Source organism: Priestia sp. YIM B13491 (genome assembly GCF_042787605.1).
GTDB lineage: Bacteria > Bacillota > Bacilli > Bacillales > Bacillaceae_H > Priestia > Priestia megaterium_E.
In genome coordinates, this window is record NZ_JBHZOR010000004.1 from 630278 (window position 1) to 656375 (window position 26098).

Below are 26098 nucleotides of genomic sequence, written 5' to 3' on the forward strand. Positions count from 1 at the left end.
CAAAACTGCCAAATAATTAAAAGAAAACACGCTTAAAAAACAAACACGCTTAAAAAATTGGCATATTTATCGCAACCCGAATAAGGGCAAAACAATTGACAGTGAGAATGATTTTCAATTATTCTATATATAAGATATATACATACCTATACTAATAAATTGAATGTAGAAAAGGAGACAGAAAGCATGAGCGTATTAGATATTATTAAAGCCAGAAGAACGATTGGGGCCATGCAAGACAAAGACGTATCAGAAGATGCTATTAACCTTATGTTAGAAGCCGGCACTTGGGCTCCTAATCATAAAAAGACAGAGCCTTGGAAGTTCCGCGTGTTTACAGGGGATTCACGCGTTCGTTTAGGAGACGAAATGGAACGTATTATGAAGCAAAAAACTGCTCACTTAAGTGAAGAAGAAGCGTTGAAAAAAACAACAAAAGCAAAAAAAGGACCGCTTCGCGCTCCTGTCATTATTGCTGTAGCAGTAAGCCCTTCTGGAAAAGTGCCTGAAATTGAAGAAATCTCTGCCGTAGCGGCAAGCATACAAAATATGCTATTAGTAGCGGAAGAACAAGGTCTGGCTACAATTTGGAGAACCGGTGAAATTGTCTATCAGTCAGAACTGAATGACTTTTTATCTCTAGAAGGAGACGATAAGCTCTTAGGCTTAATTTACGTCGGACATCCTAATAAAGAAGCTTCATCAAAACGTATTCCATATCAAGATAAAACGATTTGGTATCGTTAAAAGGTTATTCCCATGTTTCTATAAATAAAAGGCAGCAGCTCAATTTATGAGCTGCTGCCTTTTTTATTGTTTTTGAAAAGTGGCATAAAGAAATTTAATGCCACCATGCAGCGGCATCAATTTGCACTTTTATGGGTTTACCTGCAGCAGTTCTTTTTAGTATCTTATCGCGAACTTCTCTGGTTTCCGTAACTACTAGTCAAAGCAAAATAGGAATTGTCTGTGTTCAGTCTTCTTTGCGAAGACCAAAATAATAAGTACACGCCAAACCGAAGATAATGGGCGGCAAAAGAAAGACGATCATTTAACGGTCACCTTCCTTTCGGATGATTGAACGTCTACTTTCTGCGTTGGGGTAGCAGTGTTGACAAAGAAGATGCCTTTTAACTTTGAGTATTCCATCAATACTAATAGCAAACTCATCGCAAGAAGCGGAACACACACCACTTTGGCAGGAATGTTGAAACAATAGTTAAGGACGGTGATGTTGGCAATAATGGGGAGAAAAATAATGTTCCCTAGTGTCGCGGTACGCGGAATCACCAATAACAACGCAGCTAATAATTCGCCAGCGGCAATAAAATAGTTGTAGAAATCGGAATACCCAAAGAAATACCACGCCAGTTTCATCGCAGAATCTTTTGTTGAATCAAACACGAAATCGCCTGTTATAAATTGTCCTGGGTAGATTTTGGCCATTCCATAAATAAGAAACGTAATAGCCATGGTCCACCTTAGGGTCGCAAGAATACTTAAACGAAATTTCTCTTTTGTTGATAAACGCATTGTTTTCCTCCATTTGTATGCTTAGTCCAAAAATCGCATTTTGGCTTCAGGGGTCGGCAACATACATGACGTTTGTTTTCCAAACCACTTATACCGATTACGTGCAATGAAACGATAGAGCAGGTTTCGAATGAACGAGGGAACCACTTGGAAACACGCCATTAGTTGAATGGGTCCTCGAAGCTGGCGGACAATATGTAGGATAGCTGTAGACTCTGTGTAAAGATTCCCGTTCATAAGAAGAATAACCGAGTGAAGTGGTGGATGCTCATGGTTATGCTTACGCAGCAAGGTTCCCGCAGTATCAGATTGAAGCGACGCAAAACGAAATAGAGCACGTGGATCTCGTTTGATAACAAACTGTACCCATCCGTTGCAAAGGTTGCAAACACCATCAAATAGAATAATAGGATGGTGTGATGGATTTGGCGGCATGACGTTTCTCTCCTTCCTTTTTTATGAATATTTACTAAAATAAGTATAATTGTTTACGTGTGGGACTACAAGACATAAGGGTAAAAGTAGAAATGTTTTATGTGAGTTCAAGTGAATTTAAGCAAGAAAACAGAGTCAAATACAACACTGTTTTTGTTTGAATTTGAATGTAGCAGCTTATCTAATAAACTTCTACTTTTTTGTGTTTCTTATAAACAACTAAAAATTTTTCCTTTTTTAACAAAATGTAAAACTATTCCTGTTTTGAAACGTACTAGATATAGTGGGGATTTACGAGGTAGATGTAATAAAAGCGTGAACTACCTTTGCTACTACAAAAAAGAAACTTACTTCGAGGTGAAGACGTGAAAAATAAACATATTTTAGAGGTGAAAAATTTAACTAAAGTTTATAAAGGAGAGGGCTATGAAGTTACTGCACTAAATGATATATCCTTTCAGTTAAGGGTAGGTGAAATGGTTGCTGTTATGGGAACAAGTGGTTCAGGAAAAAGCACACTGCTGAACATTTTAGGAGCACTGGATGAACCAACTAGTGGAACGATTAAATTAAAAGGAATGCTTTCAAAAGATATGTTCCAAGAACCTCAAGCTTCAGCGTACAGAAGAGATAATATTGGATTTATCTTTCAATCATTCCACTTATTAAAGGATTTATCTGTAGAAGAAAACATAGCTCTGCCGCTCGTTTTAAAGGGACTTACATCGGATGTAATTGATTTAAAAGTAAATAACGTTGTCGAGCTCTTGGGCTTAACAGCTTGGAAAAAACACCGTCCTGTACAACTGTCAGGTGGACAACAGCAGCGCGTAGCTATAGGAAGAGCAATTATAACTGAACCACCTATTATTCTGGCAGACGAGCCTACAGGTAACCTTGATTTTAATACTTCCGAAGTCATACTACACACACTAGTAACTACAAAAAATGAACTTAGCCAAAGCATACTTCTTGTTACTCACGACCCTAATGTAGCTACTTATGCAGATCGCGTTCTATTCTTTCATGATGGCTCTATTGTCGATACATATATCTGTAGCGGAAATAGTGATTTGGATCATATACTAGAGAAGTTTAAGCTTATTACAAAAGTCGAGAGTCCTAAGATATGAAAACACTACAAGGTTTAGCTTTTCGTTTATTTAAGTCCAATAAATTTATAGTGTTTTCATCTATTGTAAGTATAGCTATTTCTACGATGCTTGTACTTAGTATGGTTTTATTCTCTTTTAATGCGCAGGACACATTAAAAAGTCAATTAAAACAAACTTACGGTGAGATGGATTTGTCTGTAGGGTTTGAGATGGATCAAGGCAAAATTTTGACATCGACTTTAGTGGAAGAAATTCACCAGGATAAAATGGTAGATAAGGTATCAAAAGTATCTATTGCTCATTTGAATCTAAATAAACTAAATACCTCTATCTATACAGTAGGTGTCGAAAATGATTATTTAGCTAAAAGTCGGTATCACTTTTCCAAACCGTTGAATAAGAATTCTGTCGCAATGAACAAAGGACTAGCTAAAGATTTACACGCAAAAGTAGGAGATAAAGTTCTTATAGAAAACAAAACATATACATTAGCAGAAACGGTAAAAGATTTATCCGCTACTGGGGTAGCTCCAGATATGCTAATACTTAATCAAAAAAACGTAAAAGACTATATTCAAGCAAAAGAAAAAAGCAGCGCAGAAGCAACTTATTTATTAATAAAGGCACACAAGAATGAGAGCGCCTTAAAGTTGGCCGATCGTATAAAATCTTATAACAAGAACTTACGTATTGATATAGCTGAACAAGATGCAGGCGTGCAAAATAATTTACAATCCTTACATACATTTATTATTGTTTTATCGGCATTGGTGTTAATTATCACGTCTCTTATTCTCATTTCAAACTTTGAGATTTTGCTTTACAAGATGAGGAATCAGTTCGCCATTATGCGTTCAATAGGAGCCAGTGCTAAACAGATTAGCAAGATTATCATACTTCAAAGCACCGTTATAAACACCGTAGGTACAGGTATAGGATTTTTGCTAACCTTTTGCAGTCAAAGGTACTTATATAGCTGGTTAGGAAAAGTGTCAGAAATACCTTCCTTTCCATCTGACTTTAACGTAGGTACTGCCATTACCCTTACAGTTGTAATGTTTGTTATTATTCAATTCTTTTTACTCGTTCCAGCTTATCGAAGTACAAAAGTATTGCCCCTAAAAACAATGCAGACGAACGAGAAAATTAACTATGGTTTTTCCAAGACAAGAGTAGTAGTTTTCAAGGTACTATTAGCACTGTCCTTATTTTTAGTTATAGGAAGCCAAGTATTTCCTACAAGAGGCACATACGGACCTGGGATGTTGCTAATTACAGTTATTTTAGTTTTGCTTGCCTTTATACTAATCTTTCCTATCATAGTGACTAAAGGATTAAAATGGTTTTTGCCATATGGACAAAAAATATTTGGAAAAGAATTTTATATTGCGGTAAAAAACCTAATTCCCCAAGTTAAAAAAAACACAATGATTATCTTAATAATATGCGGATTAATGATCATTACTGTATTTGGGTCAATTACATTTAGAACCATACAAATTAATGGACTAACCTACTTAAAAAAAGAATATGTAATGCCTATTATTGTGGAAACTCGCCTTGATGATTCAAAAATAGATGTAGAAGAACTAACTAGAAAGGCTGAACAATTACCTAACGTAAAAAGCGTTAGCAACATGAGTAATCAGGGCTTAGGAGAGATTTTAAATTCAAAAAAGGTTGCGGATATTCGTTACAATGTGGTTGACTTGAAAAGATTGCAGAAGCAAGGACTTCTAGAGGACTTCTCGTATGTAAAAGGAAGTAATAAAGAGAATAGTATAATAGTGTCTGAAAAATTTGCTGAAAGTCATGATTTAAAAGTAGGTCAGGTACTCCATTTAGGTATGTATGTTGAAAATCAAGATGAATCAATGGTAGAGGGAAATATAATACCTAAGGGAGATTATGTGGTAACAGCTATACCTAATCACCTTCTTGACAATAATGAAGCATTTTTAGATTGGAAAAGCAACAAGTTTAAAGATGTAGATTTTTACCGCCTATACATAGATGCTACGGATGTAAAGGCCGCTGTAAAAGAAATTGAAGGTTTAAAAAGCCAGTATCCCGAATTAAAGGTAAGCAGCTATAATCAATCTGTTAAAGAAGCAAACGAAATGTTTTATCAGCGCTGGGGAATTTTTATAGTTGTTATTGCCACGTTGGTTGTTTCTACCATGGTAGGAGTATTTAATTCATTGGCAAATAATATTTACTCAAAACGAAAAGAATTTGCTGTTTTACGCGCGATGGGCATGACGCCAAAATCCATTCGTAAAGTCATTCTTTCACAGGTGAATTTATATATTACGATTGGAGTAATATGTGGAATTGTAATGGGACTTTTAGTGACATTAATTCTGCTATTAATGGATCCAGGGAAGTTTGTTATAGCTTATAAAACGATTCTTTCTGTAGTAGTATCAATACTTGTAGTTAGCACTTTTTTATTCTCATACGTAAGTCGAAAAATATCTGGACAAGATCTTTCTATAGAGCTTACTAATGATAATAGGTGACTTCTCATGTAGATATATTATAATATTAATAAGACCCAATCTCTTTGTAGAGGTTGGGTCTTATTAGTTTCTATGTTATTTATTTAACAACAACGTTCCCTACATATTGTGCGTAGCCTCTATCAGTTTGAAGTTCTAGCACATAAACATAGTTTGAAGTTCTAGCACATAAACATAATTCCCTTTTTTCTTTGGGAACGTAAAAGTTCTATCTTGTTCGTTTATACTAATATCTTGCTTCGCATTACTAGTACTTATTGTATAAGAACTAATGTCATTAACAAGAAAATCTTCGCTGTCAAACCTTAAATTTCCTGGTGTTTCAGGGGCTACAGCTAGCTGTTGCTGCTTTTTAGCTCTATTTATACCATTCCTTGTATTTGTTTCCTTTCTGTACTGTTTTCCTTCTTCGTCTCGCCAATCTACATTAGTTTCTTTCAGTTCAACATCCAAAACATCATTGGCCGATAATGTAACCGTAGGGGGAGAGAAGTCATATTCTTCGCCTATACACCCTGATAATTCAACGATAATAAACGTAAACAGAGATAATTTTATAAACCCTTTCATATATAATGTCCCCCTTAACTAGTAAAAAAAAATTGCTGCTTAATTTCTTGGAACAGGGGAGAGGTAATAATAAATATCATATTCTTTATCAATATGAGGGACTACTTCAGTATCGGTACGGGTTTCAATTGTCATATTTGATTTTGTTGGGGTACCGGCATAAAAATCGTACTTTACACCTTTTGGAGTCGTTATTTCACTAGTGATATCTGTATTTCCCTTTGATTGTTTGATAATAGCTGGATTCCCATTAAAATACCAACGGGTTTTTTGATCCTTTTGAGTTAATGTAGCTGTTCCTACACCTACATTCGATTTTTCTTTAATTGTATAGATAACAATCTTTTCGTTATCTACATATTTGCTTTCACCGATAATATCTTGTATTCCTGTAGACTCTTTTTTTGCATTTTCAAAGGCTTCATCTTCACTAGAATAGAATTCCACATCTTTTTTACTGTGTACGTTCGTTGCTGAACAAGCCGTTAGTATACTGGCTGACAGTAGAGATGCGAGTAATGCAGAATATACCTTTTTCATACAAACCTCCATTTTATTAATTTCTTTAACTTTAATCTTAATATAAATAGTTAAAATAATCCATTTATGTGATATAGTTGTTCAGTATGTAAAAGTTAAACAACAAAGAAATGGAGTTTCACAATGAAGAATTCAAGAAAGATAGCAGCAGGAGTAGCTGTTCTAATTGTTGCTTTTAGTTTAATGGGATGTACCTCAAAAGAATCAATTAGCAAAAGTACAAAACAAGAAGAAGCCCAAAAAGAAATGAAAATAGAGTTAACGTTTCTCCAAAATGAATGTGATCGTCTTATTAATAAAGATGAGGATGTAGAAAAAACGTTTCAAAGTTATAAAAATGATTTTAATTTGTTATCTGTGTCCGTTAACAGTACTGCAAAGGTTAATAAAATGAATAATGACGAGTTAGAGGTAAGTATCAATAACCTTGAAAAAGATGTGGACAAACTAAATGGAGAAGAGGCTTTAAAAGCTTATACAAAATACACTTCCCCTAAAACAATATATAAAGTGACAATGATGGACAATATGCGTTCTGTTGTAGATGCCACCGATCGAAACGATAAAAGTATAGACTTCTTCTATGATCACCTTCACTCTTCGCAAAAAGAAACTAACAGGGATATAAAACCTACGGTTAATGACATAAAGAATGGACCGGTATACAAACTGAGTATAGTGCAAGATGAATTACAAAAGCATGGAGATGATTTTAGTAAAGAACAGCTTGAACAGTTGGAAACAGCAACGAAAGGTTTTGATTATTCTTTGGATACTCAATTAAAAACCCTGAGATCATATAAAAACATTGTTAACAATCCGTACACAAGTAATAATTATGACTATGAAGAAGAAGAGAAATATAACGGAGCCCGCACGTACCTTACTGATTTTGAATCGAATTTAGGTGTTGCTAAGCCTGAGTATTAAAAACGTATGAAATGGAGGCCAACTATGAAAAAGCATAAAAAAATGTTAATTGCATTTTAATGTTTTTTAAGTCTTTCGATGTTGTAATTCAGCCCATTCAAGAAATAAAAAAGCTGAGACCTAGTGTAAATAGGAGCTCAGCTTTTTTAGTATAAACTAATATTTATATCTTCTTTCGTCTGACCAAAATGAAATGTCCTGCAACCGCTAAAGCAATAGCTAATGCAATATTCTTTACAGCTAACAGGATAATCCTTGGATACAACTGCATATCTATAGAGAATGACATTACGTTATATATCGGAATGTCCCTAGTCGTCCAATATTTGACCGCTATATATGTTAATAAAATAAATAGCGGAATAGCAATGTTTCGTGATAATACCATAAGGAAAAATCCTAAGTAACAGTACAACACAGTTTGAGGAACATAAATAATAGTTAAATTAAATAATGATATGTAAGGATAAGGGTACCTTAATGTAATAGAAATCAGTAATACAAAAAATGCCGCTAGAAAAATAAGAAAGAAAGATGTCACTCTAATAAGGCCGTAAGATAAAATAGGTTTCGAGGAGTTAGGTGTTAACTCAGCTGTTTTATCTTTATCAGCAGAGTGATTTAAAAATAAGTATACGGACCACCAACCGGCTATAGGACATACAACAAATTCTATTATTCTTGATATATATTGAAGACTTTCTAGATCAGGGGAAAAGCATGTATAAAGTATTGCAATTAAAATAATTAAAAAAGGTACATAGAAGTCTATACCCATTGATTTAGCTTCGGACGAGATGTTTATTTTTTTAACGAAGGCCATTAGCATTTTCCTTTCTCTTAATTATAAGAGCGTAGTTACAGAAATAACCAAGTGTAACTGGTAGAGTTCTTACGCATCAAATTAAGAAGTTACTAGTGTATAATTAAAACATATTTAGAAAAAAAAGTAAAATAAAAATGTGATAATTTGTTAATATAAAAATTGAAGAAGATTACGCGTTTAGTAAACCTCCCCAAACTCCAAAAACGTATCCTTCCTATAAAGTTTTTGAAGTTTGGGGAGATTAACAAAAAGTGCTTGTGTATTTAAATATCCAAGCACTTTTTTGTATGAATTATTTTAACTAGAAAGATTAATCAGGTGGCAGATACCTAAAATTTACAAAAAAGTGTAATTATTATAAAATTTAGTTAGCTGTAATTTAAAAAGAAGTGATTTCTATAGGGGGAGAGAGTATGAGTTTAAAAGAAAGAGCAACTAAAGAGTTTAAAGAAAAGATAGATAGCGACGAAGAAATTAGAGAATCTATTTTAACTTACTATGAATGTGAAAGTGGATTTTCGGGACTTGTAGGTGTACCAAATGGAAATTCTGTACCTATTCGAGGTGTTTTAGCTTATACAGAAAAAAGCCTACTTTTTTACGGAGAAGTTTTCTCTAAGTTGCCTATTATATTACATATCCCATTCAATAAAATCAGAGAAATAAAAACTGGAAAGCAAATCCTTACAATTTTCAAATCAACTCTTACGATGGTTGTTGTTCATGATGATCAAGAAGTTTTCTCTACACGGGGAAACAAGGAGGACTTTTCTAGGTTGGAGTCGTTTTTTGAAAATGTGAATGAAGAAGTATTTCTTGCTAAATAGGTAGTACCAAGGATAAGCCTAGACTTAAAAATTAGGCTTATCTTGGTATGGCGTTCGCTAATAACGTACTTTTAAGAAAGGATTTGGTTGTGTATATAGAAAATACGTTAGACGTTAGGATGCTATTTCAGTTCAGAGAGAGGTGGTAAGTATGCGTAAAAGAGATAAAGGGTTTTGGATAGCTTACCTTGTGTTTGCAATTATTATGCTATTAATCTACAAATATATACCGGCTGAAAACGGATTTCTCGTTATTGTTTTGTTTCCTCTAATTTATTGGTTCATCTACGAATTTATATTAAGGTCTAAGAAAAGAAGAAGCAATGGTTAAGGAGGGGCGATTTGCTTGTTTTGGAATTATCTTAACATGTCAACAGGACTTATAATAGCTTTAGCAAACATTTTTAATTCTGCATTCCAAGGAAGTATGCGTTGGATTATGGTTGGGTGTGGTTTGTTAATTTTTATATACAATTTAATAGTAACTTTTGATCAAAAACAAAATGGAGCGGTTAATCAAAATAAAGAACAGAACTAACTAAAAGGCTCGTGGAGAACAAGTTCATTTTAAGCAAAATTTAATGAAGAGGGACATTTCGAAAAGAAGTATAAACATTTACCTAGTAGATTGCCAAGAAATTTTAGCTTCTAAATTCTATATAAGTAAAAGGGCTATCGAGATTGAAAGGAAGAGAGTGAAATAAAAATTAAAAAAACAAAGTTATTAAACATATTAGGACTTTTATTAATAATGAGCGCTACGCTTTATCCAGCTGGCTACATAAAATCACTTTATACTTTCATAGCGCTATATGGTGTAGGTATGACTGTAATTTTAACTGTAGGAATTGTATCTAGAAAAAGGCGTTAATTGTTTTAGGGAGTTTAAAGTACTTAAATTCACTTTTTTTATAGGTGAGGTAACGAAGATTCTGGAGTGAAAATTTTATAGGAAAGAGGGAAGTAATGGACGTTCAAAAGGTAGCAAACTTATTTTTGATTTTTGTCTTAATTGCAGCAGGCATTTCCTTGGTAATTGGCTTTGTTGTTGCTGTGAGAAGTACAAACTATAAGAAGGGATACATAAGTACTTTTATATCCAGTGTTTTCTTTTTAATACTTATTGTGAACTGGTATGATAAAGCATCTTCAAACGTTTTTATGGGGACAATACCTTGGATTTTAAATGTTATTGCCGTCATTATTGTGTTACCACTGTACGTGTTAGTTGCTCGCTTTATATTTAAAAAGGTTACAAAAGGACAAAAAGGAACAAAAGAAAAGATTATTGGTTAAATTACTTTCTTTCATCGTTTTTTTTAATCTTCACGATTTTAAATAAATGAAGATACACAAAATCTTTTTTTATCAATATCCTGTTAGAGAAAGTGATTGATATCATTTTCTGTAAAGGAGAGAACGTCTATGATTAAAGTCAACCAACAAATTGTGAAAATAAGTGATCTAAATAATAGTTCGTTAACGAAAGAAAAAGCAGACATTTTAAAACAGATGGATGCCTATAGGGAAGTGTATGAGTATGCTACATTTGACCAGCTTGATTTTGATGTATCTGTTAAATTACAAATTATTGAATCGTCTGTATTGCTGCGTAAAAGCGGCGCCAGGTTTGCTACATTTGCACGTTCTAGGTGTAACGAAAAGTATTGGAAACGAACCGATAGCGGAGGGTTTCAGCTACTGCCTACCGTTTCTCCTCATCAGGCCATCGATGATATTTTTTACAACGGACACGAATATGCGTTTGAGTGCGCGACGGCTGTTATCATCATCTTTTACAAAGCTGTATTAAATAATATTGGAAAAGCAAACTTTAACAGGCTTTTTGCTGATCTTTACTTACACGATTGGCAATACGATGAAGATCTTGAGCTCCATGGTTATAAAGGATCTGACTACTTGCCTGGAGACTGTGCGTATTTTAAAAACCCTGATTATAATCCTGAGACTCCTCAGTGGAAAGGTGAAAACACAATTGTATTAGATGAAACTTTATATTTTGGTCATGGAATTGGAATTACAACGCGGGAAAGAATTATTGAAGTGTTAAATTTAAAGAGAAAAGACAACGCAAAGCAATCAGCTTACCTGTCAGATGAAATTGTCAGGCTTCACACCGCTCACCTCAGTTATTTTGCAGTTAGATACGAACCTGTTGTTTGGTACGACAGAAACAGCGCTATTATTTCCACCATTGGGTCGATTACGTATGTAGCTTGATTGATCAAGGTTTTGATACTTTGGTCTTTTTTTTGTAAAAAGGAAAGAATTACATGAAGGTAAATTTAAGAATTCAAAAGGATTTTATGTATAAAAGAAGAATCCATTTAATACACAGGTCTTAAAACTAAAAGGAAAGGAGGAGATTACCATTAAAAATCGTGATAAAAGACGCAAGAGAAAACGCGGCGCATTAAAAGATTATCTAAAAAATAAGCTAGGTCAGCTAAAACCGAAGCCAAATAAAGGACCTGTCTCAAATTTGAAGTCTTCTGCTTAAAACATCCCCCTAGTTTTTATATAGGGGGATGTTTCTTTTGAATTTTCTTTTATTTTAAGGTTTAAATGTTATGAGTGGCATTTAAGGGATAATTTGTGCACAATAGACATTGAATAGTTTATCTAATACGACAACGTAAGGAGAGATTAGACGATGGAAAACATGATTTTAAAACATATGGACGTTGTAAGAGGAATTACGATTAGTATCCTTGAAAAAACAACAGAAGAGGCAGCGGACATCACACCAAAAGGATTCAATAACAATATCCGCTGGAATCTTGGACACATTGCCTTTATTCAAGAAAAACTTGTGTTTGGCTTAGCTGGTGAACCGATGCAAACGCCAGAGAGTTATGAAAGCTTTTTCGGCGCAGGAACAAAACCTGCAGATTGGACGGAGGCTGCTCCTTCTCTTGAAGAAATTGCGAATGTGTTGAAAGATCAAGCACATCGTATTAAAGAGTTCATGCCCCAGCAGTTTGATAAGCAGTTAATCACACCTTTTACAAACAAAGCCGGCATCAACTTTACAACAGTTGGTGAAACGTTTTTATTCAGCTTCTATCACGAAGCGATGCATGTAGAAACGATTAAACAAATCGGGAAAGCTGCAGCTGCACAATAAGAAAATAAAAAAGAATAAATCACATATTCTTTATAACTATTTTACATAGCGCCTATGCATATACTGATCTATACAGCGCATAAGATGTAACATGAGCTGCTTTTCCTAATGCAGTTCGCAAGGAGGTGACAACGTGAAATTTCTTTCAGGTTTAACAACTCTTCTTGTGATTTTAGGCGGTTTGAATTGGTTAGCTGTAGCATTAGGCGTGAATGTAGTAGAAGAGCTATTTGGCTCTTGGGATTGGTTAGTAACAACGATTTATTGGTTAGTTGGCCTGTCTGCTCTTTATCAAATTTTTGATAAGTTCTTCGGAACGGGAGCGAGTGTCAAAAGCAAAGCGCTATAATAAATATTATTTTTTATTATCTTTTTAGGGAGTTTGAATGTATATTCAAACTCCCTTTTTCATGGATAAAAGACGTGACATTCTTACAAAATATGGTAAAATAAGGTAATAACCAAAAAATAGGAGGAATGAGATGGAGCTTTGGGGTGTAGTACCTATCTTAGTGTTTGGAGTTCTTTATATAGGAATCATTGCTGGTATTATAGCTGTTATCGTTATAGTGTTAAAGCGAATGAAGGAGAGAAATCAATATTTACGTGAAATACGGGATGAACTGAGAAATCAAAACAGAGCAACTATAGCAGAAAATAAAGAATAGAAGAGGGTTTAATAGATGAAGAAAAGTGTACTTCCTATATTTTTTATCGTAAATCTTTTTTTATTTACTGTTTATTATTTAATCAAGGATACATCTTTCAGCTAAAGAATCTACCTTACATATGGGCTATTTATTTACTTCTTGGCACCTGTTTAGCTTTTTATTATATGCTGCGATATAAACCAAAAAAAGACGGACAGGTGTTGCTTTCAATCGGCATTTTAACTACAAGCATTAGTTCACTTGGCTGTTTAGGTTTCTTTTACTTCTTTTATCACGCGATGGGCGGATAAAGAGCACCAAAAGCAGGGACTTCAGTGAAAGTCTCTGCTTTTTATATTTGGATCTATTGTATAATAGAAAAAAAGAAATGAATGCAGGAGGGGAACTATGCGAATTGTTTCGCTTTGTCCAAGCAATACAGAACTAATAGCGTATTTAAAATGTGAGCATTTGCTCGTAGCAATTGATGATTATTCCGATTGGCCGCAGTCTATTCAAGGTCTGCCGCGTTTAGGTCCCGATTTATCTATTAATATGGATGCGGTGGAAGAAGCTAAACCCGATTTAGTCCTAGCATCACTAAGCGTTCCTGGAATGGAGCGAAATATTGAAGAACTTAAAAAACGAAAGCTTCCTTATGTCGTATATAATCCTAATTCGCTAAAAGATATCCGTCAAAATCTACAGGATTTAGGTCAGCGATTAAACATTGAAATAAAAGCAGCTGAACTGTTAAAGCGTTATGATCAGTTTCTTTCTACATATAAAGGGATTGCAAATCAAATTGATGAAAAAGCCACTGTATACTGGGAATGGTGGCCAAAACCTGTCTTTACTCCTGGCAAAGCAAACTGGCTGACTGAAATTAGTGAGTTAGCGGGAGGAGAAAATATATTTGCTGATCATAAAGAAGCAAATGTACAGAGTAATTGGGAAGAAGTGTTCAAACGAAATCCACAACATATTTGTCTGGCTTGGGTAGGCGTGCAGACAAACAAAGTAAATCCGAATATTTTACATAAAAGACCCGATTGGTCCGATATGTGTGCCATTAAAGAACATCGCGTACATGTACTAGAAGAATGGCTGTATTGTCGTCCTTCACCTAGGCTGCTGTTAGGGTTAAAAAAACTCGCGGCGCTTCTTCATCCAGATACGTTTCCTGCATTTGACGGTAAGGACCCCTTATTATAAGAAAAAGGAGCGATACATATGAAAGATATAAAACAAATAAAACATACCATTCAACACCGCTATCCTTTTTTACTTGTTGATCGCATCTTAGAGCAAGAAGAAGGAAAGCTTGCGATAGGGATTAAACAAGTAACAGCAAATGAACCTTTTTTCCAAGGCCACTTCCCGGACTATATGGTAATGCCAGGGGTACTTATTGTCGAAGCTCTTGCCCAGCTCGGTGGGTTTGCTATGGCTGCGGATGACCAACAAAAAGGAAGACTTGCCTTTTTAGCGGGAATAGACGAATGTCGTTTTAAGCGTCAAGTAAGGCCAGGAGATACACTGCGTTTAGAATTTGAGGTTCTCAAGCAGCGCGGAAAGATTGTAAGAGGAAAAGGAAAAGCATTTGTAGACAGCGAGTTAGCTTGTGAAGCGGTCATTACCTTTGCTCTTGATATATAATACAAACCAGGATAAAGCGTATTGAAGGAAACCGCCTTATGCTATAAGGCGGTTTTTTGTAAATACCTTAGCCAAACTTCCTTTTGATGAAAGAAGAAAAGGGGTATAGAAGAAAAAAGGGAGAGGGGAGAATGCAGTGAGAACATTAACGGAAGTTGTTGTATTACTCACACTTTTAGGTACGTATATAGGCATCTCACTACTTGTTTACAAACGGAAAAGAACGAATCCGTTTTTCTACAGCATTTACTTTTATTTAGCTACCAGCGTCATTTTGATTTGCTTGGTTATCTTTTGGCTTCAGCTTCGTTTTGGACTCACTGATAAGCAAGTAGGAGGATTGCTTATCAGTGTGGTGGCATTCTTTTTACTTATTTATGGTTTGTTAAAAACAAAACAAAAAGACAGGTAGCCGGTGCTATCTGTTTTTATTTATATCTATGTTATATATTTTTATCAATTGCAGTGTCAATTGAATGGATCTCTTCATATACTAAAGATAACAGCTTTCTTTTGCAGGTTAGTTGACATCGTAGCTTATAACTCGCTATTCTTTTGATAATTCATTTTGTGAAAGGAAGTGGACGTATGGATGCATCCCGTATTATAGCTAAGTTAGAAAATCGGATACCGACAATTCTTGGAATGGAGCAGTTTTCTCGCTTCGGTATTCTTGTTCCGCTTATTGAAAAAAAAGGGGAACTACATGTTTTATTTGAGGTAAGAGCGCTCGATTTACGAAGACAGCCCGGAGAAATTTGTTTTCCAGGAGGGCGTGTCGAGAAGACGGATGCAGACGAAAAAGAAACAGCTATCCGTGAAACATCTGAGGAGTTAGGGATTACGCCTGAATCTATTCAGCAAGTACAAGCTTTAGATTATATCGTTTCTCAATTCGGAACAATCATTTATCCTTATGTAGGTTTTATTGATGAGTCGCTTGAACTTCGACCGAATCCTTCGGAAGTAGCAGAAGTATTTACCGTGCCTCTTTCTTTTTTTCAGCGTACCGAACCTGATATACACAATATCCATTTTAGAGTAGAACCTGAACATAATTTTCCTTATGACGCGATTATTGGTGGTGAAAATTATAATTGGCAAACAAGAGAGATGGAAGAACATTTTTATTACTATGAAGATCGAGTCATATGGGGACTGACAGCAAAAGTGATTTATCATTTAGTACATGTACTAAATGATAAATAAAAAGCAGCGAATACGCATTCGCTGCTTTTTTTATATTAAATAGATTGAATAGCCTCTGCGATAGGCGTATCGCCTGAAACTAAATCAAAAGAACGTCCGAATGTATGATCTTCACTTAGCGTTTCCACTACCACACGCGCTACATCTTCACGAGGAATGGATCCGCGCTCTTTGTTCTCCCCAGCATCTACACGTCCTGTTCCTGGTTCGTTTAACAATCCGCCTGGTCGAACAATTGTATATGTTAATCCGCTTGCTTCTAAGATTTTATCTGCATAATGTTTGGCTACATAGTATGGAATTAGTGAAGTATTCCAGTTTTCACGGTGATGTGCTTGAAGTGCGCTTACCATCACAAATCGTTTAATGCCTAAATCTTCTGCAGCTTCCATCGCTTTTACCGCACCGTCTAAATCAATTAAAAGTGTCTTATCATGGCCTGTATTTCCGCCTGATCCTGCACTAAAGATAACGGCGTCACAGCCTTTCATTACTTCCTTAATTTCATGTACAGTGCCTTCTAAGCTTGCAAAAGCCGTTTCGATACCTCTTGCCTCAAGTTCTTTTGCTTGTTCTTCTTTACGAACCATCGCACGTACAGTGTGCACATCACTTTCATTCAAAATGTTTACAATATGTTTGCCTACCTGACCATTCGCACCAATTACAAGAACTTTCATGTCTAAATTTGCTCCTTTCAAATCCAAATGCTTATATATTATTGTTTCATATTCACCGTTTTCATTCAATAAATGAGCTCAAAATCCGGTGAATAAGGGGAAAGTAAGAAAATATATTAAAAAAATGAAAAACAAGAAATAAAAACTAATTTACAAACAAAAAAAGGAAAAAAATAGTTCATTAAACCCAGTGTCTGAACTGTTTAAATTTTGTAAAATTTTCTCAAACCCTTGGTAATACAGCACTTCTTAAAAACAGTATCTCTTTTAACATTTCCCGATACAACCTATATAAACACATTTTGATAATTTTAAACTTTTACTTCGGAAAAATTTTTTGTTATTATGTTTTAGTCATTAAAATATTTATGAACGAAATATTTAGTCCGAGCGGACAAAGGAGAGGATAAAATGAACACATTACAATACTTAGTCGCAGAACGTGCAGAGATTTCTCCTCAACATGAAGCACTAGTTGAACATGATGAACGTTATACATTTAATGAATTTCATGAAAAAGTAAATCAATTGTCTCATTACTTCTTAGAGAAAGGAATTCAAAAAGGAGATCGTATTGGTATTTTAGCTCATACAAGCATTGCTTACCCAGTCGTTACAATGGGGATTTTACAAGTGGGAGCAGTCGTTGTTCCATTAAGTAAGAGCATGACACCTTATGAGCTTGATAGCATTATTACGAGCGGACAGTTAAAAGCGATTATCCACCACAACGAATTCACGTCTGTATTAGAAAAAGCGGAACAAACGGATGGACTTAGCTTTACGTTAAAAATTGAGAATGCAAAAGAATTTACAACTCAATTCTCAGCGTATGATACAAACACACCAGAAGCACTTCCTGAAGTACTTCCTGAAGATCTAGCATTGATGATGTTCACATCTGGTACAACAGGTAAGTCAAAAGGATGTATGATTGCACACGGATCGGTAAGTGCCTTTTTAAATTCTGGCGGACAGGAAGAACGTGCAAATATTGATAAAAGCATGCGTTATTTGTTTGTTCATCCATTCTTCCACATGAGTTCGATGAGCATTTTATTTATGTGCATCAACACAGGAAACACAATGGTATGTTCTGAAGAAACAGATCCAGCTAAAGTAATTGAGGTAATTGAAAAAGAAAACATTAAAATGCTGTTTGCACTACCACCGGCATTAAAATACATTGTAGAAGAGCTTGAAAAAGGAGATCACTATGATTTCCCTCTAAAACTTGCTGTGTCAGGCGGAACAAAAGTATCAGAGTCTTTAATTGAACAATATGATCGTAACGGAATGATTTTAGCTCAAGGGTATGGAAGTACAGAAGCTTGGATTATCAGTTCATGGCATCCTCAAATGGGATGGAAGAAAGTAAGCTCTGCTGGAAAACCTGCTCCACATGTGGAAGTTAAAATTGTAGACCCCGAAACACGTGAAGAAGTTCCAACTGGAGAAAAAGGTGAAGTACTTGTACGAAGCCCTTATCTATTTAAAGGCTATTGGCAAAACGAAGAAGCAACAAACGCTGTCTTACAAGATGGCTGGTTAGCGATGGGTGATGCAGGTCGATTAGATGAAGACGGATTTCTTTACATTGAAGGACGCTATAAAGATGTAATTGTATATGGAGGAGACAACATCTACCCAGATCAAGTAGAAGAAGTTGTCCTAGCAGCAGATGGTGTGTTAGAAGCGACAGTTGTCGGCATGCCTGATGATGTGTACGGCGAAGTTCCATATGCATTTGTTGTTAAACAAGAAGCATCTGCTTTAACTGAAGAAGATGTAGTGAACTTCTGTAAAGAACGATTAGCACCATATAAAGTGCCAACTGTTGTATTTGTTTCATCACTTCCTAAAAACAGCGTAGGAAAAGTGTTGAAAAACGAAGTGAAAAAACAAGCCTTAGCATACGCATAATAAAAAAGCGGCCTTTATAGCCGCTTTTTTATATTTATTGCTGTAATTTTTGAGATATTTTTTTCATAATGTGAAAGTATTGATCTCTTTCTTCTTCTGATAAGTGTGAAAGTAAATCTGACCAAAAATCGACACGAGTAGCTTGCAATATTTCGACAACTTTTTCGCCTTTTTCCGTCAACTCTACCCACACGCTTCGGCGGTTTTGCTTTTTATAAATACGATTCACAAGCTCATCATCTTCTAATTGATTTAATACAATGGTGATAGCACCAGGTGAGAGCCCAAGTACTTTTGTGATATCGCTAACAATACAGCTTTTTTTATCGTGAATGGTCTTTAAGATTGCCTCTTTTGTTGAAGTTAAATGGTAGGGAAGCAAATCATATTTCTCACCGATTACGGTGTTTTTATATTTTAAAAGAGCTTCTTTTACATGATCTATACTTTCTAGCTGATGACTAATCTCTTCTTTGCTATAACGTTCAGTCAAGCGTAAATCCTCCTCATAAAACAAATTCCATTTTTACCATTATACCATGTATAATGCCTATAGAAAAATGAACAACACCGCGAAAATTGTCAGAAAAATTTTAAAATAATTACCATAATTCGTTAAAAAATCCTTGTTTTCGTGCTATTATATATAAGAATAGTAATAACAGGAAACGCATACAACATTTGTTTTCTATTGAGTTCATAAGAAAAAATGGGGGCTATGAACATCATTCCGCTTTACCTCATGTGTTGAACAAAGAAAAAAATATAAAAAATGGTGATTATTCACTTTGGCAGATCGTCTTTTATAAGATGTTTGGATAAAATGAATGTATACATATTTTTATAGAAAAAACATATTGAGGTAAAGCCGAGATATGGGGGGATTCAATTACATGAAGAAAGTCTTAGGGGCGCTTTTGCTTGGCGCGACAATTGTCAGTGCGTTTATTGCGTACAGCATGTATACCAATCATTCTGCAAAGCAAACAGCCGCGATAGAACAAAAACAAGCAGCGAAAAAAGCAGAAAAAAAGACTGAGAAAAAGAAAAAACCAGTCCTTAAAGTCGAAGACCTGACGTATCAGCTGAAAGATTCCCGTACAGGACAAGTAATGAAAGAATTCAAGCCTGTTCATTACAAGGATAAAGACGTATACGACCAAGAAATTAAGCAATTAGCGTCTGAACTGGCAAAAGGGATCGACACGCCTATGCAAAACATAAAAATGGATGCAAACGGATCATTAACCGGCGGGTCCAAACAAATCATTTTAAAAGAAGCAGAGCTTGTTAAAAATCTGCAGAACTTAAATACGAAACAATTGGATGTAAAGGTTCCAATTTACGAAACCGCTCCAAATGTAACGGCAGCATCTGCTCAAGGGATCGCTGATGTATCGCTAGCTTCGTATTCTACACGGTTTCGTCCAAGTGATACAAGTCGAAACAGAAATGTTCAGCTATCCGCAGAAGCCATTAACAACGTTGTATTAGGTCCTGGAGATTCATTTTCTTATAATCAAACAGTTGGGGAGCGCACAGCAGAAAGAGGCTATCAGCCTGCTCCTGAAATCATCAACAAACAGCTGGTGATGGGAATTGGCGGAGGGATCTGCCAAACATCTTCTACGCTATTTAATGCTATTGACGGTGCTGGTCTCCAAGTGACAGCTAGGTCTCACCATTCAAAACATGTAGGTTATGTACCGGCAGGAAGAGATGCAACCGTATCGTGGGGAGGACCTGATTTTAAGTTCACAAATAACAAAGATTACCCTGTCATCATTAAAGCATATGCAAACGTAAATACGGGTGTTTTAACGGTAGATGTTCGTACTTCACAGCGTGCTATCTAATAAAAAAAGACGTATCCTAACAGATACGTCTTTTTTTCATTTATTATGCTTTTTGTTGCTCGCGTTCACGAAGTTCCACACGTCGAATTTTACCTGAATTAGTTTTTGGCAATTCATCAATAAATTCAATTACGCGAGGATACTTGTAAGGTGCAGTTAAAGTCTTTACGTGATTTTGCAGCTCTTTAATAAACCCTGCATCTGTTGTTTTTACATGATCGACAAGAACAACATATGCTTTTACAACATGGCCGCGATCAGCATCTGGGCTAGCTATAACGGCACATTCTTTCACCGCTGGATGCTTAATTAACGCATCTTCAACTTCAAATGGCCCAATTGTATAGCCGGAACTGATAATGATATCATCTCCGCGTCCTTGGAACCAGTAATAGTTATCTTCATCTTTAGAAGCGCGGTCACCTGTTAAATAGTAGTTTCCTTTATACGTTTTCTCAGTGCGCTCCATGTCTTTATAGTAGTGCTTGAAAAGAGAAGGGAGGTCTCTACGAACGGCAATGTCTCCAACTTCTCCAGGCTCACAAGGTTGGCCGTCTTCATTAATGATTTCTACAAACCCTTCAAGCATCGGTTTACCCATTGAACCAATCTTTGTTTTTACACCTTTTAATGTACCGATTAAAAGAGTATTCTCCGTTTGACCGTATCCATCACGTACTTGGATATTAAAATATTTTTTAAACACATTAATCACTTCTTCATTTAGCGGTTCTCCTGCAGATACAGCGCTATGAAGGTGAGACAGGTCAAAACGTTCAAGCTCATCAATTTTAGCCATAAAGCGGTACTCTGTTGGCGTGCAGCACAGTACGTTTACTTTTTCATCCTGTAAAATTTCTAAAAACTTTTTAGGTTCAAAACGTCCGTTATAGATAATGCCTGTTGCACCTTGTCCAAGTACAGATAAAAACGGAGTCCAAATCCATTTCTGCCAACCAGGACCTGCTGTTGCCCAGACCGTATCGCCTTTTTTAATATCTAACCATTCAGCAGCTGCGATACGAAGGTGAGCATAAGCCCATCCATGAGTATGAACAACGCCTTTTGGCTGTCCTGTTGTACCAGATGTATAAGGAAGGAATGCTGTATCATCCTTAGTTGTTTTAGCTGCTTGGAACTGTTCTGATGCATCAGCCGTAAGTGACTCTAAGCGCGTCCATGACGTAACATCAGCACCAAACGTAATTTTATGTTGTAGAGAAGTAGGGAAGTTTTCAATCTTATCGATCTCATTGCAGAAAGGATGGTAAGAAATAATCGCTTTTGCTTCAGCGTGATGTAAACGATATTGGATATCTTTTGCGCGTAATAGTTCTGAAGAAGGAATTACAATAATACCTGCTTTTAAGCATGCTAAGTAAATAGCGTACGATTCAATAAGGCGAGGCGCAATAACTAAAACGTGATCGCCTTTTGTTAAACCTAGCTCTGTTAACCCGTTTGCCACTTTATTGGCTTTTGCTAACAGCTGATTATATGTAATTTCTTCACGTGCACCGTCAGCGTCCTGCCACTTTAACGCAAGCTGATCGGATGCATGTTTTTCAATTTCCTCTGTTAAGTTGTAATGTTCACTTGGAACTAAATCTTTTAGTTGAATCATAAAAACGACTCCTTATATTATAGATATCAATGATTTTTATCATTACTATTATTATATTACTAACTATTAGTACTTGCTACTAATTTGTTTTGGGTTTTAGTAAAAAAGCAAAAAAAGACCCGCTTATCTTATTAAGACAGCGGGTATAACGTATGTTATTTAAATAAGCTCCATTTTGTATGAATAGGTACTAACTCTTCTTCAGACTCGTCCTCTTCGTATAAACCACGTTCTTTTAAATACTCCACAAAATATAAGTCTGCTTCCTTACGTTCATCATAAGGTTTGATCGATAAAACAAACCCTACTTTATGCTGATCTTCATTTTCAACGCCGGAGAGATACGCTTTTACATTATGCTGCAAGAACAGCTCTTTGGCAGGAATAATTAAATCTTTAACGAATTTCGACAGCAATTCCAGCTCAAAGTCGAAGGTGAACTTAGCAATTTTTTCTAGATCTGCAAATACCACGCCGATAAAACTCGTATTATGTATTTCGTAGTCTTTCGTTTTTTCACCCCACTCAATATGTCCGATTTCCTTTAAGTAATTAATAAAATACCCAATGCCTTCATTGCGGCCAAAAGGCTGTTTAGAAAGGACTAAACCAATCTTCTTGTACTTAGGAAGGTACACGCATGAGATAGCGGCTTCAACTTTATGCTGTTGAAATAAGTGCGTTGCCCCTTGAAGCAAGGCATCTAAAACATGATGGGTAATTTTCATTTGCTTACGAGGAAAGTGATATTCATTGCGTGCTAATTCATTTGTATCAGCAAACGTTGCTCCAATAAAGCCTGTATTGGATAGGGTAGGAGGGAGCTTCTTTCTTTTTCTTTTTCGTACCGTCATTCAAAAACACTCCTTGTGATCATCAATACGATAAAAATAAAACGAACATACGTTCTTATCTAATGATACAAAAAATGTGTCGAAAAGTAAAGAGAAGTTAACGGAGAATTTGAAATTTTATAATAAAAGTAACTAAGATTTGTAAAACGTAGCGGTTAGTAGAAGTTAAAGAGGAGAGGGGAAGCAAAAAATAAAAGGCTGCAGATGAAAAGCATCCACAGCCTTTTATATATTCATTAACGAGCTTCTGTTAAAGCTACCATATCTTCATCATCTAAATCGATATCTACGTGACAATCCATTGTATGAATTGTTTTATCTTCATGATTTCCATAATAAATTGTAATGTTCATGAGTATCGCTCCTTTAAAACTGGATAATGACATCCAATTTATACCGTCATCTATTTGTTTAATATTATACCCGATGAAAAAGGAAACTACAACTAAAATCACTAAAAAGCTGATAAGAAAGGGGTTTTCAGTGATTTTAACAAGAAATCACACAGAATAAAAATACTTATTTATGTATTTTATTACAGAAAATACGAGGTTTTAACTTTCTTCAATGAATAAAAATCCATTTAATGCAAACATATGTACTAAATGAAAAATATACGTTCTGTAGCAAATAAATCCTTAAAAGATTAAACGTAAACAGATTTTATTGATTTACAAAGAGTTCATTGAGAATACGATGAGAAAAATAAATGAGTATAAAATCTAAATCCTACAAGTAAATTCATTTATTTTTCAAAATCTATAAATATAAATCGAACTGATCAAACTTAAAAACAATCTGGTGAAATCAATATGCATTCTATAAAATCATATCCGCATTTGTTCTAATTGAACAAATATTGCTGATAATTAGTTTAGTGAGTTAAATCATATAAACACAAACCCTATCTAATTTTTAAATTATGTCTCACTATCATAAGTATACTTTATTTATGAGACAGAATTCGTGTTTTACCTATTGGTTCCTAGAATATATATTATGTAAACTAGAAAATAAATAAAATCTTTAGGGTCTCCCTTGCTCTTAGAACCTTGGAATGTCTATCACCTTTTGCTTTTTCTTTAAAGTGTATAGATTTGTTTTCAAGTGAGCTGGTTTTACTCTCATGATTTTAATTTGGGGCTGTAAACAGAACTCTTAAAAATCGACTGAATGATGCTTTTAAAGTCAAATGTGAAATAGTACACGCTATAGATTATATCTTACAAATGGTTAAAATGACCGCTCACTTAATCACAATCGCCTGAATACGCCAGTACGTATCATTTTATATGTAATCAAGTAACTCCTTATGGTTTATCCTAGAACTTTACAATTTTGTATCCCGAGTTTCAAGTAGCTATATTTGATGTAGAAGCGCAAAAAAAAGGGAAAAAGAACAACTTCTTCCCCTCCATCCGCTTGTCATACAAACTTTCAAAATTACTAGTTGCAAGCTTTCACTCACTAAGGTATGTTTCCCAATCGTAGTCATGAATTCTATCAAATTCCCCAAACTCATTTCTTTCGTAAGCACATAGCGGTGATTCATTTATAAAAGCTAAAATTGAGTCATCAACATTTAAAGCAACTCCTAGAGCTACAATTTGAAAATTATTTGGATTACTAGTAAATTCATCTTCTTCGTATCCGCTAAAGATAACCCATCCTGAATCATTTGGTTCATTTGGTTTATCTTTTAACAGAAAATTAAACTCGTTTCTTTCTAAAACATCATTGCTAACTGTTACGAGGGTATTAAAGTAATAGTCCATCTTTGCAGCGTCATCGTCTTCATATTCAGTATCACAAATATGTTCAGTGCCAAAATGCAGGATTTGACCAAGTTTTAAGCCCTTTAAATGATAAGGTTCATTATCAAGCTTTCCAACAAAGTTCTCTTTGTTTCTATCCGTAATTTCCACCCACATTCTTTCTCCTTTGGAACCAGCTGTATCTGAATCACTAAAGAAAACTAACTTCACCAGGTCTCCCGCTTTTAATTTATCCGTCACCGCTTTTCTTGGCTTGTAAAATGTATAAGGAGATTCTTTGTTTCTTTCATAAACATTATCTAATTGCCAATATGTATTGCTATCCTCATGTTTTTTATTAGTAGAATGTTTTTTGAACCAACTTTTCATAAAATACATTACCTCTTTGATTTATATAATTTAAATTTCTTTAATTGGATACTGAGTTAAAATAGATTCTAACCCTTGAATAAACGCATCTGTGTAAGTCGAATTTTATGTTTTAATACTCTTTCGGGTTGATGATGGTGTAAACTTTTATGCTCTTTTCCTCAATCCCTATAAAATGAGCTTTTTGCCTTGTATCTAGTCCTCTAAGGGTTTCGCTTAACTTACCTATTTTTTTAGCACCACTGTCTTCTGCTTTCCAACTGTATAAAGTTCCTTCCTTGTTGTATGGGCTGTAAAAATAGCTATATTCTCCTCTAATACTTATTGCTTGTGATCCATGTAACGTTTCAGGAGTTTGATGTGCAATAAAAGAATTCTTCTCGGGATTTACTTCAATTAACTCAAAATCTGTATATGGATATAACCAAAGTGTCGTATTTTTACCTCTGCAAATTGCATAACAATCTGCAATGGATGGAGCATCTGGTAAATGAGTGTGATATTGAAAAGTTGGGGAACCTGTATTATCAAATAATACTAACCCTTCTGTTGATATCCCTTCACCAAAAACGCCTTCGTCGAAATAGCTGCACCATATTCCTTCTTTACTAACCGCTACGTCTTGCACAGCATCTCCACAATAGAATGACCGTATGACTTCTCCATCGATATTCATAATAAACAAATTGTGCTTTTCTCCCTTAGTTCTAGGATTCATTATCAAAAAATGCTTATAATCAATCCATCTGACAAAAGGATAGTTTATTTTTAAACGTGGATAAAGAGTAGTACCGTTTACAGACAATTCGAATCTATTATGGCGTTTTTGAACTAAGACCAGTCCATATTCATCTTTGTAATCTGCATCAATGATATTTAAACAATTATCATCAGGTTCGATGGTAAAAATAGTCGTCTCTACAATTCTCAAAGCTAGTCACCCCTTATATTATAAGAAAGCGGAAAACAAACTTTAAAATTAGAAATGAATAAAAATTCCCGCTTGCTTTGATCTTATTTATTTTCACTTAGGTTTAGTGGGTATGTAAATCT

At 35.0% G+C, this 26098-nt stretch carries 28 protein-coding genes; 17 read left to right on the plus strand and 11 right to left on the minus strand.

The window, feature by feature from the left end:
• The first annotated feature begins 186 nt into the window (after window positions 1-186).
• Window positions 187-747, plus strand: a complete 561-nt coding sequence (locus ACFX4E_RS18160; RefSeq protein WP_377238801.1) for a nitroreductase family protein — start codon at window positions 187-189, stop codon at window positions 745-747.
• Between the two features lie 300 nt (window positions 748-1047).
• Here ACFX4E_RS18160 and ACFX4E_RS18165 read toward each other — a convergent pair whose 3' ends face one another.
• Both ACFX4E_RS18165 and ACFX4E_RS18170 read right to left on the minus strand, forming a co-directional pair.
• Window positions 1048-1533: a hypothetical protein gene (locus ACFX4E_RS18165; RefSeq protein ID WP_277548943.1), complete on the minus strand. Its 486-nt coding sequence runs from the start codon at window positions 1531-1533 to the stop codon at window positions 1048-1050.
• 21 nt (window positions 1534-1554) lie between these two features.
• Complete coding sequence (locus tag ACFX4E_RS18170; RefSeq protein WP_060745590.1) at window positions 1555-1968, minus strand: thiol-disulfide oxidoreductase DCC family protein; 414 nt, start codon at window positions 1966-1968, stop codon at window positions 1555-1557.
• Window positions 1969-2333: 365 nt separating this feature from the next.
• On the opposite strand from ACFX4E_RS18170, the gene ACFX4E_RS18175 reads away from it, so the two are divergent.
• Both ACFX4E_RS18175 and ACFX4E_RS18180 read left to right on the plus strand, forming a co-directional pair.
• Window positions 2334-3101 (plus strand): ABC transporter ATP-binding protein, encoded by a 768-nt coding sequence (locus tag ACFX4E_RS18175; RefSeq protein WP_028408463.1) that lies wholly within the window; start codon window positions 2334-2336, stop codon window positions 3099-3101.
• Window positions 3098-5605, plus strand: coding sequence for an ABC transporter permease (locus ACFX4E_RS18180; RefSeq protein ID WP_377238800.1), 2508 nt, complete (start codon window positions 3098-3100; stop codon window positions 5603-5605). Before ACFX4E_RS18175 ends, ACFX4E_RS18180 begins: the two co-directional genes overlap by 4 nt.
• A 135-nt stretch (window positions 5606-5740) precedes the next feature.
• Here ACFX4E_RS18180 and ACFX4E_RS18185 read toward each other — a convergent pair whose 3' ends face one another.
• On the minus strand, window positions 5741-6175 hold the full coding sequence (locus tag ACFX4E_RS18185) for a hypothetical protein (protein ID WP_377258458.1): 435 nt from the start codon (window positions 6173-6175) through the stop codon (window positions 5741-5743).
• A 39-nt stretch (window positions 6176-6214) separates the two neighbouring features.
• Window positions 6215-6715 carry a hypothetical protein gene (locus tag ACFX4E_RS18190; protein ID WP_377238797.1) on the minus strand — a complete coding sequence of 167 codons (501 nt, stop codon included), beginning with the start codon at window positions 6713-6715 and terminating at the stop codon, window positions 6215-6217.
• A gap of 123 nt (window positions 6716-6838) precedes the next feature.
• On the opposite strand from ACFX4E_RS18190, the gene ACFX4E_RS18195 reads away from it, so the two are divergent.
• Window positions 6839-7645, plus strand: coding sequence for a hypothetical protein (locus tag ACFX4E_RS18195; RefSeq protein WP_377238795.1), 807 nt, complete (start codon window positions 6839-6841; stop codon window positions 7643-7645).
• A 163-nt stretch (window positions 7646-7808) separates the two neighbouring features.
• On the opposite strand, the gene ACFX4E_RS18200 is transcribed toward ACFX4E_RS18195, so the two are convergent.
• A complete protein-coding gene (locus tag ACFX4E_RS18200; RefSeq protein WP_255257657.1) occupies window positions 7809-8033 on the minus strand; it encodes a hypothetical protein in 225 nt (74 codons plus the stop codon).
• Window positions 8034-8884: 851 nt separating this feature from the next.
• Here ACFX4E_RS18200 and ACFX4E_RS18205 point away from each other — a divergent pair.
• The 11 genes from ACFX4E_RS18205 to ACFX4E_RS18255 all read left to right on the plus strand — a co-directional run bounded on the left by ACFX4E_RS18205 (window position 8885) and on the right by ACFX4E_RS18255 (window position 15964).
• Window positions 8885-9298, plus strand: coding sequence for a hypothetical protein (locus ACFX4E_RS18205; protein ID WP_377238794.1), 414 nt, complete (start codon window positions 8885-8887; stop codon window positions 9296-9298).
• A 346-nt stretch (window positions 9299-9644) separates the two neighbouring features.
• A complete protein-coding gene (locus tag ACFX4E_RS18210; protein ID WP_098333143.1) occupies window positions 9645-9836 on the plus strand; it encodes a hypothetical protein in 192 nt (63 codons plus the stop codon).
• A 428-nt stretch (window positions 9837-10264) separates the two neighbouring features.
• Window positions 10265-10594, plus strand: a complete 330-nt coding sequence (locus tag ACFX4E_RS18215; protein WP_098331740.1) for a hypothetical protein — start codon at window positions 10265-10267, stop codon at window positions 10592-10594.
• A gap of 129 nt (window positions 10595-10723) precedes the next feature.
• Window positions 10724-11539, plus strand: a complete 816-nt coding sequence (locus tag ACFX4E_RS18220) for a protein-glutamine gamma-glutamyltransferase (protein WP_098331741.1) — start codon at window positions 10724-10726, stop codon at window positions 11537-11539.
• 433 nt (window positions 11540-11972) lie between these two features.
• On the plus strand, window positions 11973-12446 hold the full coding sequence (locus ACFX4E_RS18225) for a DinB family protein (RefSeq protein WP_098249668.1): 474 nt from the start codon (window positions 11973-11975) through the stop codon (window positions 12444-12446).
• 133 nt (window positions 12447-12579) lie between these two features.
• On the plus strand, window positions 12580-12795 hold the full coding sequence (locus ACFX4E_RS18230; protein WP_013057146.1) for a DUF378 domain-containing protein: 216 nt from the start codon (window positions 12580-12582) through the stop codon (window positions 12793-12795).
• Between the two features lie 133 nt (window positions 12796-12928).
• Window positions 12929-13114 carry a hypothetical protein gene (locus ACFX4E_RS18235; protein WP_013083262.1) on the plus strand — a complete coding sequence of 62 codons (186 nt, stop codon included), beginning with the start codon at window positions 12929-12931 and terminating at the stop codon, window positions 13112-13114.
• Between the two features lie 390 nt (window positions 13115-13504).
• The gene (locus ACFX4E_RS18240) at window positions 13505-14311 is read left to right on the plus strand and encodes a cobalamin-binding protein (RefSeq protein ID WP_377238791.1); all 807 of its coding nucleotides are present in this window, start codon (window positions 13505-13507) and stop codon (window positions 14309-14311) included.
• An 18-nt stretch (window positions 14312-14329) separates the two neighbouring features.
• A complete protein-coding gene (gene fabZ / locus ACFX4E_RS18245) occupies window positions 14330-14755 on the plus strand; it encodes a 3-hydroxyacyl-ACP dehydratase FabZ (RefSeq protein ID WP_028408452.1) in 426 nt (141 codons plus the stop codon).
• A gap of 136 nt (window positions 14756-14891) precedes the next feature.
• The gene (locus tag ACFX4E_RS18250) at window positions 14892-15167 is read left to right on the plus strand and encodes a hypothetical protein (protein WP_016764214.1); all 276 of its coding nucleotides are present in this window, start codon (window positions 14892-14894) and stop codon (window positions 15165-15167) included.
• A gap of 176 nt (window positions 15168-15343) precedes the next feature.
• Complete coding sequence (locus ACFX4E_RS18255) at window positions 15344-15964, plus strand: NUDIX hydrolase (RefSeq protein ID WP_098333140.1); 621 nt, start codon at window positions 15344-15346, stop codon at window positions 15962-15964.
• 35 nt (window positions 15965-15999) lie between these two features.
• Here ACFX4E_RS18255 and ACFX4E_RS18260 read toward each other — a convergent pair whose 3' ends face one another.
• On the minus strand, window positions 16000-16644 hold the full coding sequence (locus tag ACFX4E_RS18260) for an SDR family oxidoreductase (RefSeq protein ID WP_013057153.1): 645 nt from the start codon (window positions 16642-16644) through the stop codon (window positions 16000-16002).
• A gap of 411 nt (window positions 16645-17055) precedes the next feature.
• On the opposite strand from ACFX4E_RS18260, the gene ACFX4E_RS18265 reads away from it, so the two are divergent.
• On the plus strand, window positions 17056-18567 hold the full coding sequence (locus tag ACFX4E_RS18265; RefSeq protein ID WP_377238790.1) for a class I adenylate-forming enzyme family protein: 1512 nt from the start codon (window positions 17056-17058) through the stop codon (window positions 18565-18567).
• A 34-nt stretch (window positions 18568-18601) separates the two neighbouring features.
• On the opposite strand, the gene ACFX4E_RS18270 is transcribed toward ACFX4E_RS18265, so the two are convergent.
• A complete protein-coding gene (locus ACFX4E_RS18270) occupies window positions 18602-19060 on the minus strand; it encodes a MarR family winged helix-turn-helix transcriptional regulator (RefSeq protein WP_013057155.1) in 459 nt (152 codons plus the stop codon).
• A gap of 400 nt (window positions 19061-19460) precedes the next feature.
• On the opposite strand from ACFX4E_RS18270, the gene ACFX4E_RS18275 reads away from it, so the two are divergent.
• Window positions 19461-20423 (plus strand): VanW family protein, encoded by a 963-nt coding sequence (locus tag ACFX4E_RS18275; RefSeq protein ID WP_060745572.1) that lies wholly within the window; start codon window positions 19461-19463, stop codon window positions 20421-20423.
• A 43-nt stretch (window positions 20424-20466) separates the two neighbouring features.
• On the opposite strand, the gene mbcS is transcribed toward ACFX4E_RS18275, so the two are convergent.
• From mbcS to ACFX4E_RS18295, 4 genes are all read right to left on the minus strand, one after another.
• On the minus strand, window positions 20467-22047 hold the full coding sequence (gene mbcS, locus ACFX4E_RS18280) for an acyl-CoA synthetase MbcS (RefSeq protein ID WP_098331745.1): 1581 nt from the start codon (window positions 22045-22047) through the stop codon (window positions 20467-20469).
• Window positions 22048-22202: 155 nt separating this feature from the next.
• Window positions 22203-22901, minus strand: a complete 699-nt coding sequence (locus ACFX4E_RS18285; protein ID WP_377238788.1) for a hypothetical protein — start codon at window positions 22899-22901, stop codon at window positions 22203-22205.
• Between the two features lie 1460 nt (window positions 22902-24361).
• On the minus strand, window positions 24362-25045 hold the full coding sequence (locus ACFX4E_RS18290; protein ID WP_098792221.1) for an immunity protein Imm33 domain-containing protein: 684 nt from the start codon (window positions 25043-25045) through the stop codon (window positions 24362-24364).
• A 112-nt stretch (window positions 25046-25157) separates the two neighbouring features.
• On the minus strand, window positions 25158-25976 hold the full coding sequence (locus tag ACFX4E_RS18295) for a TetR family transcriptional regulator (protein WP_377238784.1): 819 nt from the start codon (window positions 25974-25976) through the stop codon (window positions 25158-25160).
• Window positions 25977-26098 lie beyond the last annotated feature (122 nt).

Coding starts and splice junctions, on each gene's coding strand:
- ACFX4E_RS18160 (WP_377238801.1), top strand. CDS start 187: ATGAGCGTATTAGATATTATTAAAGCCAGAAGAACGATTGGGGCCATG.
- ACFX4E_RS18165 (WP_277548943.1), bottom strand. CDS start 1,533: ATGCGTTTATCAACAAAAGAGAAATTTCGTTTAAGTATTCTTGCGACC.
- ACFX4E_RS18170 (WP_060745590.1), bottom strand. CDS start 1,968: ATGCCGCCAAATCCATCACACCATCCTATTATTCTATTTGATGGTGTT.
- ACFX4E_RS18180 (WP_377238800.1), top strand. CDS start 3,098: ATGAAAACACTACAAGGTTTAGCTTTTCGTTTATTTAAGTCCAATAAA.
- ACFX4E_RS18185 (WP_377258458.1), bottom strand. CDS start 6,175: ATGAAAGGGTTTATAAAATTATCTCTGTTTACGTTTATTATCGTTGAA.
- ACFX4E_RS18190 (WP_377238797.1), bottom strand. CDS start 6,715: ATGAAAAAGGTATATTCTGCATTACTCGCATCTCTACTGTCAGCCAGT.
- ACFX4E_RS18195 (WP_377238795.1), top strand. CDS start 6,839: ATGAAGAATTCAAGAAAGATAGCAGCAGGAGTAGCTGTTCTAATTGTT.
- ACFX4E_RS18200 (WP_255257657.1), bottom strand. CDS start 8,033: ATGGTATTATCACGAAACATTGCTATTCCGCTATTTATTTTATTAACA.
- ACFX4E_RS18205 (WP_377238794.1), top strand. CDS start 8,885: ATGAGTTTAAAAGAAAGAGCAACTAAAGAGTTTAAAGAAAAGATAGAT.
- ACFX4E_RS18215 (WP_098331740.1), top strand. CDS start 10,265: ATGGACGTTCAAAAGGTAGCAAACTTATTTTTGATTTTTGTCTTAATT.
- ACFX4E_RS18220 (WP_098331741.1), top strand. CDS start 10,724: ATGATTAAAGTCAACCAACAAATTGTGAAAATAAGTGATCTAAATAAT.
- ACFX4E_RS18225 (WP_098249668.1), top strand. CDS start 11,973: ATGGAAAACATGATTTTAAAACATATGGACGTTGTAAGAGGAATTACG.
- ACFX4E_RS18235 (WP_013083262.1), top strand. CDS start 12,929: ATGGAGCTTTGGGGTGTAGTACCTATCTTAGTGTTTGGAGTTCTTTAT.
- ACFX4E_RS18240 (WP_377238791.1), top strand. CDS start 13,505: ATGCGAATTGTTTCGCTTTGTCCAAGCAATACAGAACTAATAGCGTAT.
- fabZ (WP_028408452.1), top strand. CDS start 14,330: ATGAAAGATATAAAACAAATAAAACATACCATTCAACACCGCTATCCT.
- ACFX4E_RS18255 (WP_098333140.1), top strand. CDS start 15,344: ATGGATGCATCCCGTATTATAGCTAAGTTAGAAAATCGGATACCGACA.
- ACFX4E_RS18260 (WP_013057153.1), bottom strand. CDS start 16,644: ATGAAAGTTCTTGTAATTGGTGCGAATGGTCAGGTAGGCAAACATATT.
- ACFX4E_RS18265 (WP_377238790.1), top strand. CDS start 17,056: ATGAACACATTACAATACTTAGTCGCAGAACGTGCAGAGATTTCTCCT.
- ACFX4E_RS18275 (WP_060745572.1), top strand. CDS start 19,461: ATGAAGAAAGTCTTAGGGGCGCTTTTGCTTGGCGCGACAATTGTCAGT.
- mbcS (WP_098331745.1), bottom strand. CDS start 22,047: ATGATTCAACTAAAAGATTTAGTTCCAAGTGAACATTACAACTTAACA.
- ACFX4E_RS18285 (WP_377238788.1), bottom strand. CDS start 22,901: ATGACGGTACGAAAAAGAAAAAGAAAGAAGCTCCCTCCTACCCTATCC.
- ACFX4E_RS18290 (WP_098792221.1), bottom strand. CDS start 25,045: ATGAAAAGTTGGTTCAAAAAACATTCTACTAATAAAAAACATGAGGAT.